Annotated in this window: 6 protein-coding genes and 1 pseudogene; 2 read left to right on the forward strand and 5 right to left on the reverse strand. The window is 41.3% G+C overall.

Annotation, left to right across the window (positions count from 1 at the left end):
• Together Q0081_RS29650 and Q0081_RS29655 are read left to right on the forward strand one after the other, a co-directional pair.
• Nucleotides 1-202 (forward strand): annotated as a pseudogene (locus Q0081_RS29650) (hypothetical protein); the annotation flags it as partial.
• A gap of 81 nt (nt 203-283) precedes the next feature.
• Complete coding sequence (locus tag Q0081_RS29655) at nt 284-748, forward strand: Uma2 family endonuclease (RefSeq protein ID WP_298362103.1); 465 nt, start codon at nt 284-286, stop codon at nt 746-748.
• 2 nt (nt 749-750) lie between these two features.
• Here the strand turns inward: Q0081_RS29655 and Q0081_RS29660 are convergent, their stop codons facing one another.
• The 5 genes from Q0081_RS29660 to Q0081_RS29680 all read right to left on the reverse strand — a co-directional run.
• Nucleotides 751-3,183, reverse strand: a complete 2,433-nt coding sequence (locus Q0081_RS29660) for an ABC transporter permease (protein ID WP_298362106.1) — start codon at nt 3,181-3,183, stop codon at nt 751-753.
• A 206-nt stretch (nt 3,184-3,389) separates the two neighbouring features.
• Nucleotides 3,390-5,780, reverse strand: a complete 2,391-nt coding sequence (locus Q0081_RS29665; RefSeq protein ID WP_298362108.1) for an ABC transporter permease — start codon at nt 5,778-5,780, stop codon at nt 3,390-3,392.
• A 258-nt stretch (nt 5,781-6,038) separates the two neighbouring features.
• Nucleotides 6,039-6,404 (reverse strand): hypothetical protein, encoded by a 366-nt coding sequence (locus tag Q0081_RS29670; RefSeq protein WP_298362111.1) that lies wholly within the window; start codon nt 6,402-6,404, stop codon nt 6,039-6,041.
• A 177-nt stretch (nt 6,405-6,581) separates the two neighbouring features.
• Nucleotides 6,582-7,532: a hypothetical protein gene (locus Q0081_RS29675; RefSeq protein ID WP_298362114.1), complete on the reverse strand. Its 951-nt coding sequence runs from the start codon at nt 7,530-7,532 to the stop codon at nt 6,582-6,584.
• A 64-nt stretch (nt 7,533-7,596) separates the two neighbouring features.
• On the reverse strand, nt 7,597-10,108 hold a 2,512-nt coding region (locus Q0081_RS29680), incomplete at its 5' end, for an ABC transporter permease (protein WP_298362117.1).

The following is a 10,108-nucleotide window of genomic DNA, read 5'->3' on the forward strand; positions in this document are numbered from 1 at the left end:
CTACAAGACATATCTTGATGATGGCTTATTTATCGGTTCGGGAGCAATGGAGTCTGCCAACAAAGAGGTCGTTCAAAAAAGAATGAAACTATCTGGACAAAGGTGGACGCTAAAAGGTGCTCAACAAGTAGTCAATCTAAGAATTGCGTTAAAAAATGATGAGTGGGGCAAATTAGTCAGTCAAATAAAAATGGCAGCATGACAAACTTGCCCTACATTGAATAAGGTGATAGAAGAAAAGCCTTTGTTTTTGTTATATTTGTTAAAAAATCATTTTACGACTATGGAATCAACAGTTTTTGGCGAAATCGAAGAATTCCAAACCGAGGATATCATGTCTTATAACCATGCTAAAATCACATATCGACTTACCAAAATGTTGAGCCGATATGATGAACAATTCGATATTTTACCTGAATTAGAGTTTGAACTTTCGCATGGTCGAGCCAAACCGGATGTTGCTATTTGTAAAATTGGTAAAATAGATTGGCTGCGTGATATTATAAGACCTACTCATCCTCCATTGTTAGCCATCGAAATTCTGTCGCCCCGTCAAGCCCTTTCTGACTTGACAGATAAGGCGTTGGATGTTTATTTTCCTTCGGGTACCTCGGTGGTTTGGATAATTATTCCACATTTCAGGCAAGTAACGGTGATGATTCCCGATAATCAAAAAATTGTTATTTCAGGATTATTATCTGATGAAAATACCGGTATCGAATTATCTTTAGATCGTTTATTTGAATAACTCTACTCCGATTTCAGTGAATTGACCGGATTCATCAAAGCTGCTCGAATGGCTTGGGAACTAACGGTGAGCAAGGCAATACAGACGGCCAAAACGCCTGCTGTAAAAAACATCCACCACGAGATTTCGATACGGTACGCAAACTCGGTAAGCCATTGGCTCATGGCATAATACGCGATAGGAGAGGCGATTAGTACCGAAATAACTACCAGAACGAGAAATTCACTTGAAAGTAAACTCACGATATTGGGAACACTCGCTCCCAATACTTTACGAATACCGATTTCTTTGGTACGCTGCTCCGCCATGTAAGTCACTAAGCCAAAAAGTCCCAAACAGGCAATCAAAATGGTGAGAATGGCAAAGGTCAATGCCACTTTTCCGACGCGTTGCTCAGCGCGGTACATTTGGTCAAAGGATTGGTCTAAGAATTTATAACTGAAAGGCATTTCAGGAGCCATAGATTTCCATTTGGCTTCGATTTGATTGACCAATGCCGACACATCTTTTGTGTTAATTTTGAAGGCAGTAGCCCAGCTATTGTTACCCAAACGCATACACAAAGGCCCAACGGTTTGCCGCAGTGATTCATAGTGGAAATTTTTTACAACCCCCACAATTTCATAAACAATGTTTGGGTTTCCTGAACCCTGAGAAGCATAGACTTTTTTGCCAGTAGGGTCTTCATAACCCAAAACCTTGGCGGTGGTTTCATTGATAATTACCGCTGAAGAGTCAGAGCCGAATGATTTAGACAAATTTCGCCCTTTGATGATTTCCATGCCCAACGTCGGAATGTAGTCATAGTCAATGTTCCAAACCTGCATGTTAAAGCCATTTTTTAAGTCCATCACTGCCTCTTTTGAAAAGGTATTATCGTTGCGGGCAGAGCCTGCCACGGGCAAAAAGCCAGCGTAAGCTGCACTTTTAACTCCTACCATCCGGGCTATTTCGTTCTTAAATGCTTCTTTGTTAGTACCCAAAGCATCTGTTTCGTTGATGAGAAGCACTTGGTCTTTGTCAAAACCAAGCTTTTTGGTTTGGATATAATTAAGTTGTTGATACACAATGATAGTTCCGATAACCAACACCAAGGAGGTAACAAACTGAAAAGTAACAAGCAGGTTGCGCAGATTGCTACGCTTAAAACCCGCGTTGAATTTGCCTTTTAAGACTTCAATGGGTCGAAATGAGGAAAGGAAAAAAGCGGGATAATACCCGGCTAAAATCCCTACCGCAAAGGGCAAAATCAACAGAAAAGCCAAAAGTTGAGGTTGAAAGAGCGACGAAATGGAGAAGGTTTTCGCCGAAATATCATTAAAATAAGGTAGTAAAATAATGGTCAGCAGAAGGGCAAAGAAGAAAGCCAAGTAGCTCGTCAGGGTCGATTCGGCAATAAACTGAGCAATTAACGTTTGGCGCTCGGTACCCATGACCTTCCGAATTCCCACTTCTTTGGCGCGATTGGACGAACGAGCCGTACTCAAATTCATAAAATTGATGCAGGCAATCAATAATAAAAACAAAGCCACCGCCGAAAAGATGTAAACATATTGAATATTACCGTTGATACTTAGCTCAGGATAGCGGTCTGATTTCAGGTGAATATCAGTCAGCGGCATGAGCGTATATTCGATTTTATTGCCCGCTTTTTTAAAATCATCCATGGAGTTAATCTGAATGAATTGTTTGGCCTGCAGGAGAATATAACGGACAATATACTCTTCAAATTTCTTTTCAAATGCCTTGTAGTCAGCTCCTTCCCGAAGTAAAAGATACGTATAGAAATTATGACTGAGATAGCTCCCAAATGGGTATTTCACGTTATCCATCGAAAAAATGAAATCGAAGTGAAAGTGCGAATTAGCAGGAATATTTTTGATCACTGCAGTCACGTTATAAATAACTTTATTCCCTAATCCCACTTCCAGCGTTTTTCCAACGGCGTCGGTTGTGCCAAAATACTTACGGGCGGCGCTTTCACTAATAACCACCGTATTGGGATTGTCTAAAGCCGTCTTGGTATTTCCTGAAATGGCCGGCAACGTAAACACATCAAACAAGGTTGAATCGGCATATGCTACCCGCTCTTCTACAATGTATTCTTTGCCTTTCTTAATGTGTTTGGAGCCTTCAGATGCGTAAATACGAGCGTATTGCTCTACTTGAGGATAGTCTTTTTTGAGGGTCGCGCCTGCGGGATCGGCACTTGTGGCCATTTTTAAATCGGTACCGCCAAAGCGAATATCGGAATGAATGCGGTAAATACGGTCGGCTTTTTCGTTAAAACGGTCATAACTCAATTCATCGGTCACGTACAGGGCTATCATGATAAAACAGCATAGCCCAATGGCCAAACCTGCCACGTTAATGAAAGAGAAAATCTTGTTTTTCAATAGATTTCTCCAAGCGATTTTGAAGTAATTTGTGATCATGGTTCTTTGGATTTTTCTATAAGATGAACAAAGACTGCTCAAGGTTACGTGACTTGATTTTGAATGACTCAGCGTTTCAGTCATTTTTTAAATAAGTCGTCGGATTGGCGGTAGAAGCTTTGTATAAATGCCACAAAACACTGCCAATAGTCATAAGCAGAGGCACCTACTTTCTCCGTTCTCCCCTTCTTGCCTTTTTCAACCTTTTACTCCGACTTCAACGCCTTCACGGGATTCATCAAAGCGGCTTTTATGGTATGAAAACCTACGGTGAGCAACGTAATGAACAGCACAATGACTGCCGAAAATAAAAAGGTAAAGAGCTTAATATCAGTTCGGTAAGGAAAAGGTTCCAGCCATTGGTTCATAAAATACCAGGCAATCGGGAAGGCCAAAAGGCAAGAAACTCCGACTAAAATCACAAAGTTTTTGGCTACCAAAACAACGATATGCCCTGTTTCAGCGCCCATTACCTTGCGTACACTGATTTCTTTTTTGCGTTGTTCTGTGGTGAAAGCGACTAAACCCAACAATCCCAGACAGGCAATCAGTACGGTCAGGGAAGAAAAAGCGGTGAAAATTTGCCCCTGTTTTTGGTCAGCCTCAAACTGTGACTGAAAATCCTGGTCTAAGAAAGTATACTGAAACGAATGTTCAGGAAATATTCTTTTGTAGGCTTTTTCCAAATAGGCCAACGTGCCGGGAATATCATCCGGACTGATTTTAGCCTGCACGGAGCCGTTGTTTTCACGGTACATCAAAATCAACGGTTCAATCGGATTGTAGAGCGATTTTTGGTGGAAATCTTTGAATACGCCGACCACTTCCGCTAAGTTGATCGTATCTCCTGCAAAACGAATTTTCTTACCCAACGCATCACCCCAACCCATTTTCTTGACAAGAGCTTCGTTGACAATCATTCTGCGCAACGAGTCGGCGCGGTCGAGTTCGGTAAAATTGCGGCCTTTTATCATTTGGATACCCAACGTTTGGCAGTAGTTTTGGTCAACTCCATAAAATTCAACTCCTAAATTGACGAATCCCGTTTTCCCTTCAATTGCCATTAAACTGACATTCTGATTACTGCTGCCGGGCGTATACCACGATGAACTTGCCGAAAGCACCTTCGGATTTTTCAGAAACTCGGACTTCATTAATTTGATCTCGTTGCGTCCGTCGCGTTCGATAGGCGGCATGTTTATCACCAAAACCTGGTCCTTGCTGTAGCCCAAGTCTTTGTTTTTCATGAAGTCGAGCTGGTCGTATACTACCCACGTACTGATGAGCATCACCATGGAAATAGTAAACTGCAACACGACCAAGGTTTGACGTAAAGGCGCATTGCTCGACGCTTTGGCCAAATTGCCTTTCAATACCACCAAAGGATTGAATTTGGCCAAATAGAAAGCGGGATAACTACCGCCTAACAAGCCCACCACAACCACAATCGCCAAGATAGTGACGAGCGTAATGGGTTGAAAAGCAGTGCCGAACGTAAAGCTTTTGCCCGAAAGATTATTGAAAACGGGAAGTAGGAGCGCAATAAGCAGAAAACTTAAAAAGAGCGACGCAAGCGTAATAACAGTAGATTCGGTCAGGAACTGGGCAATCAAATGCCGTTGCAACGAACCCGATACTTTCCGAATGCCAATCTCCTTGGCACGCCGCGCCGAACGTGCGGTGGTGAGATTCATGTAGTTGATACAAGCAATCAAAATCATGAACAGTGCCACCGCCGAAAACGTGTAGATGTACGACATGTTGCCCAATTCTTCGGGCTCATTGTTAAGCTCAGAGCGCAGGTGAATGTCTGCAATGGGCTGAACGAGGTAATTTATTTTTACATTAAAAGGGGAGAAAATAGACGCCATGTATTTTTCGTACATCGGCACCAGTTTCTTTTCAAATGTTTTAGGAGTTGTATTTTTATTTAACAGAACATAGGTGTAAAAACCAAAGTTACCCCAGTTGTTTCCAAAATCTTTGCCAAGGCTCGTTGCCGAAATCAGCAAATTAAACCGCAGATGCGAATTTTGCGGTACATCTTCAATAATGGCTGTAATGTTGTAAGTATCTTTTTTTCCCTGCAATGATTTTCCCACGACGTTATCCGTTGTCTGAAAATATTTTTCAGCAACCGAGCGGGTCAAAACGAGTGAATTAGGGGCGATTAAGGCTCTTTTGGCATTCCCTGCAATGAATTTGTAGGTAAAAATATCAAACACATTGCTATCTGCGTAAAATACCTTCTCTTCAAAAAATTGCTCATCGCCTTTTTTGAAGAGTGTTTTATTGCCATTTCTCACAAAATGAACGGACTGCTCTACTTCGGGGAACTCCTTTTTGAGCGTGGGCGCGAGCGGGAATTGGGTAACCGCTACCTTATCAGCGCGTTCAGGCTCTTTGATAGCCGCTCCGATGCGATAAATACGGTCAACTTTTTCGTGGTAGCGGTCGTAGCTGAGCTCGTCGTTGATGTAAAAGAGTAAGAAAAAGCTGAAGGTAAGACCGATTGTTAAACCTAAGATATTGAGTACACTGTACCCTTTATCTTTCAAAAGGCTTCGGACAGCAATTTTGAAATAATTTGTAAGCATGGCTGTTGGCTGTATGGGTTCTGTTCAATAATGTCCCAAATGCCATACCAAGGAATTAAATCGTTGATTATTAGGGAATAATAAAATTCATTTTCAAAAAAAATGTCCATAAACGGACATTTTCAGTTCGTTTATGGACATTTTTTTGGTTTGAAAAGAAGACGCAAAGCAAACCGTGAAAGTTGGAATGATTTAAATGTATGTTGGGGATGTACGGAAATCAACTTTTAAGTCTTTAACGATTTGGAAGATTCTGTATCAGGGAATTAATTTAATCTCTGAAATCTCTATTTCATCCATTTCGCTCGTTTTTCCCCAGCCGCATTGAACGCTTTTTTTGTTTCCAGTGAGGTGATACGTTATGTCAACGTCAACGGAATAGACGCCATATTTGGGAGTAGCCGCCTGAATAATGGCATTGACCTTTTCTTTGGAAGATTCGCTTGCTGCATATTCCGCCGTTATATTATTTGAAGTCACCGTAAAATGCCAGTCGCAGCCATCGACCGGCAGCATATTGACCAATTTAGCTACGCTTTTGGTATCGGTTGCCGGATTGATTTTTGAGGAACAGGCAAGTGACCCCAAAACCAGTAAAATATTGAAAATGACAGTCGGTTTCATGTCTGAGGTGTTTGTTTTCTATAAGACGTAATTAGCAACAAAAAAGTTGTAATTCTACTGATGACAATTCCTATTAATACCATCTCAATCCACAGTTATGATTTAATTGACAAAAAACTGCCCGAAAATATACGTTTTTGTATATTTTCAGGCAGTTAAAACTATAGCCTAAAAATCTTAATTCTGTTTGGATGCCTTTAATGTTGCACGAACAAATTTGGACGAAACTTCTAAGGTTTCAGCAATATCTTCAATTGACATGCCACGCATAAATAGTTTTGGAATGGCAATTTTAGCTTTTTTTAGCTCGCCTTCCTCCATTCCTTTTTGCATTCCTCTTTCCAGACCAATTTCTTCAGCTTTTTGCTTGATATAGACCTCTACTGCTTCTACGATTCCCATATTTGACTGTGGTTGATTAGTTTCTGTTCTAATTTCTTCTTCAAATTTAGCAAATAGTTCCTGATTGCCAAATGACACATAAAATTTGATAAAATTGAAAAGTTTGACAAAATCTTGAAACGTATAGCCTCTGTTTAAAACCCTACGACAAAGATCAAATTTGAGCTTGTAAAGTTTCGTGTCATCCAAACTCTTTTTCTGTAAGCCATGCCAAGCGACTTCTAAAGCAATGGCAAATAGATTATTATTGGGTTGAAAATCAATGGGTTTATAGTCAGTTAGTTTTAAGAAATGGTAAGAATAAATTACTTCTGTTTCAAAAAATTTATAACGATATTCTTTGGGTCGATAACGCTTATTAGCATCGGTCAGGATAGCAAATGCCATAACGGATTGACTGTAGCGATCTCTAATGCGATAGAAGTACTGAAACATTCTTTCAGGAAATGTCTCGTCTTCATAGCCTTGAACTTCAACATGCACTAAAATCCACTGCTCTATCCCATTTTTGAGATATACTTTAGCCAATTTATCAGCCCTGTGATTGGAGGTGTTGCCTTCCGGGAAAAGTTGCTCCAATTCTTTATCGAGAAATGATACACCCAATGAAAAATCAAAAATATCATCTGCTTGAGAAATGAAATACTTCAAAAACTCTGGGAAAATATCTTCCAATAAGCTTTTCCAGAGGATATCCTTTGGGATTTCTATACGGCCTGAATCCATAAAATAGTTTTATGACGTAAAGAAACAGAAAGCGGCTGTTTTTAAAACTATTTTATGAACTATTTCACTCCGACCTAAGCGATTTTGTAGGATTGGTCAGCGCTGCGCGAATAGCCTGAAAACTTACCGTCAAGAACGCAATGGCCACGGATAACAGGGCGGTGGCGATAAAAATCCACCATTGAATTTCGGTGCGATAGGCAAAATCAGCCAGCCATTGGTCCATGAGCCACCACGCTACCGGGGAAGCAATGATAATAGCGACACCCACCATTTTCAAGAAATCAACCGATAGCAAAGTAGTGATACTTACAACGGATGCACCCAATACCTTACGAACGCCGATTTCTTTCGTACGTTGCGAAATGACCATGATTGCAATGGCGAACAAGCCCAGACAGGACAAAATAATCGCCAAAGTCGCTGCGCTGAAAAATATCTGCGAAAGCCTTTCTTCTTTTTTGTATTGGTTGTTGGTATTTTCATCCAAAAATGACCCTTGAAACTCCGATTTAGGAGCTACTTCATTGTACGTTTTCTTCAGTAACGCAATGGTTTCATCGACGTGGTCGGGAGCTATTTTGACGAAGATGTAATTGATGGAAAAGCCATTCATGAAAAAAGTAACCGCTTCGATCTGACGGTGCAGCGATTCAAAATGAAAGTCTTTGACCACACCGATTACTTTATGTTTGTTGTCGGTATTTAAAGTAACTCCAATCGGATCTTTGACGCCCAATTGTTTGGCCATGGTTTCGTTGATGACGACGGCACCTGTGGTATCGGTGGCGTAGGCTTCCGAAAAATCCCGACCGTCTATCAGTTTGAGGTCCAACGTTTTGACAAATTCATAATCAGCTGTACGCATGTTGGTCTGAATGCTTTTGCCGTTATGTTCAAAACCCAATACTGATTTTGAAAAAGAACCATCCAAGCCCCGCCCCAGATTCACGTCAGAGCCCGTCATGCTCAAAAAGCGCGGTTGGTTGGACAACCGATTACGAAAATGCTGAAGGAGGCGTTTGCCGGCTATTTCGTTACCAATCGGAATGCTGTACACCTGTGTTGCATTAAAGCCCAACGGTTTAGAACGCAAATATTTAATTTGCGTCCACACAATTAGGGTACAGGCAATGAGCAATACCGACATGGTGAACTGAAAGATAATCAGCGAGTTGCGAATGCCGCCCGAACTGCCGCTTACTTTCACTTTCCCTTTGAGAACTTCCACTGTATTGAAGCGGGTCACGGCCAGCGCAGGATAACCGCCGGCAATTAACGTGATGAATGCAAAACACAGGAAAATAGCTGCCAACAAAACGGGCGTTTTGAGCATTTGAAGCGATAGGGTCGTACGGAAAATGGCGTTGTACTGGGGAATTAACAAATAAGCGATGAGAATTCCTGCCCCGAATGCGGCAATGCAAATCAAAAAAGCTTCACCCCAAAACTGCCCCATAATTTGGGTTTTAAACGCACCGAGTGCTTTGCGCATTCCGACTTCCTTGGCGCGTCCAAACGATTTGGCAATGGATAAATTAATGAAATTGATGGCAGCAATCAGCAAAATGATAATGCCTACAATGAGTAGAGTATAAGGGTACACTTTGTTAATTGCCTGATTGCGCCCGCCTACTTTGGTATCAAAATGACTCTCCGAAAGTCCCATGATTCGGGTGCTGATTACCTCCCCTCGGTCGTCGGGTTTAGCACCTTCTTTTTTCAGCTGTGCGATATTGCCTTTGTAGTATTTGGCGGTAAATGATTTCAAACGTTTTTCAAAAGCGGTTGCCGTTGTCTTTTCGTCTAATTTGATATAGAGTGTGTGTTGATTGGCATCCCAGCGGTCTTTATTGTTGTTGTATTCACCCACGTTTTCGATGCGTACCAACATTTCGTGGTCGATACTGGTATTGTCGGGACCTTTTTCGAGAATGCCGCTGACGATATAGTATTGTTGTTTATCTCCGTGACTGACAGTAATTGTTTTGCCCATTGGGTCTTGTTCACCAAAAAGATTTTTGGCAACATCTTCCCGTACTACTACATTACTCAACTCTTTAAGGGCGGTGGTAGAATTTCCTTTAAGGAGTTTATAACCAAATACTTGAAAAAAATCGCTATCGGTAAAAGTAATGCCTTCGTTGATTAATTTATCCTCTTTCAGTATCTGAACACCGCCATCTAAAACTCGTACGGCGAGTTTGACTTCGGGGAATTCCGCCTTCAAAGCACCGCGCATCGGCAGGGGCATACTATTACCGTATTGCTCTCCCTGTGCCTCATTTATTTTTTGATACACGCGGTAAACGGGGCCGTTTTGCTCATGAAATTGGTCAAAAGTCAACAAATCATAGGCTGTCAAAAACAGGAGCGTACTGATACCAAACGCGACCGAAAGCCCTATCAGGTTGATGAAAAGGTAGGTTTTGTTTTTCCACAAATTGCGGAAAGCGATTTTGAGTTCATTTTTGCCAATAATGTTTGTTTGCAAATACGCTATACTTTCGTTGACCTGTCCTGACCATAGCATTGCTAAAATCACCTTGCTATCCTCTTCTTTTTGGGATTTATTC

It is taken from the genome of Runella sp. (assembly GCF_027484545.1).
Lineage (GTDB): Bacteria > Bacteroidota > Bacteroidia > Cytophagales > Spirosomataceae > Runella.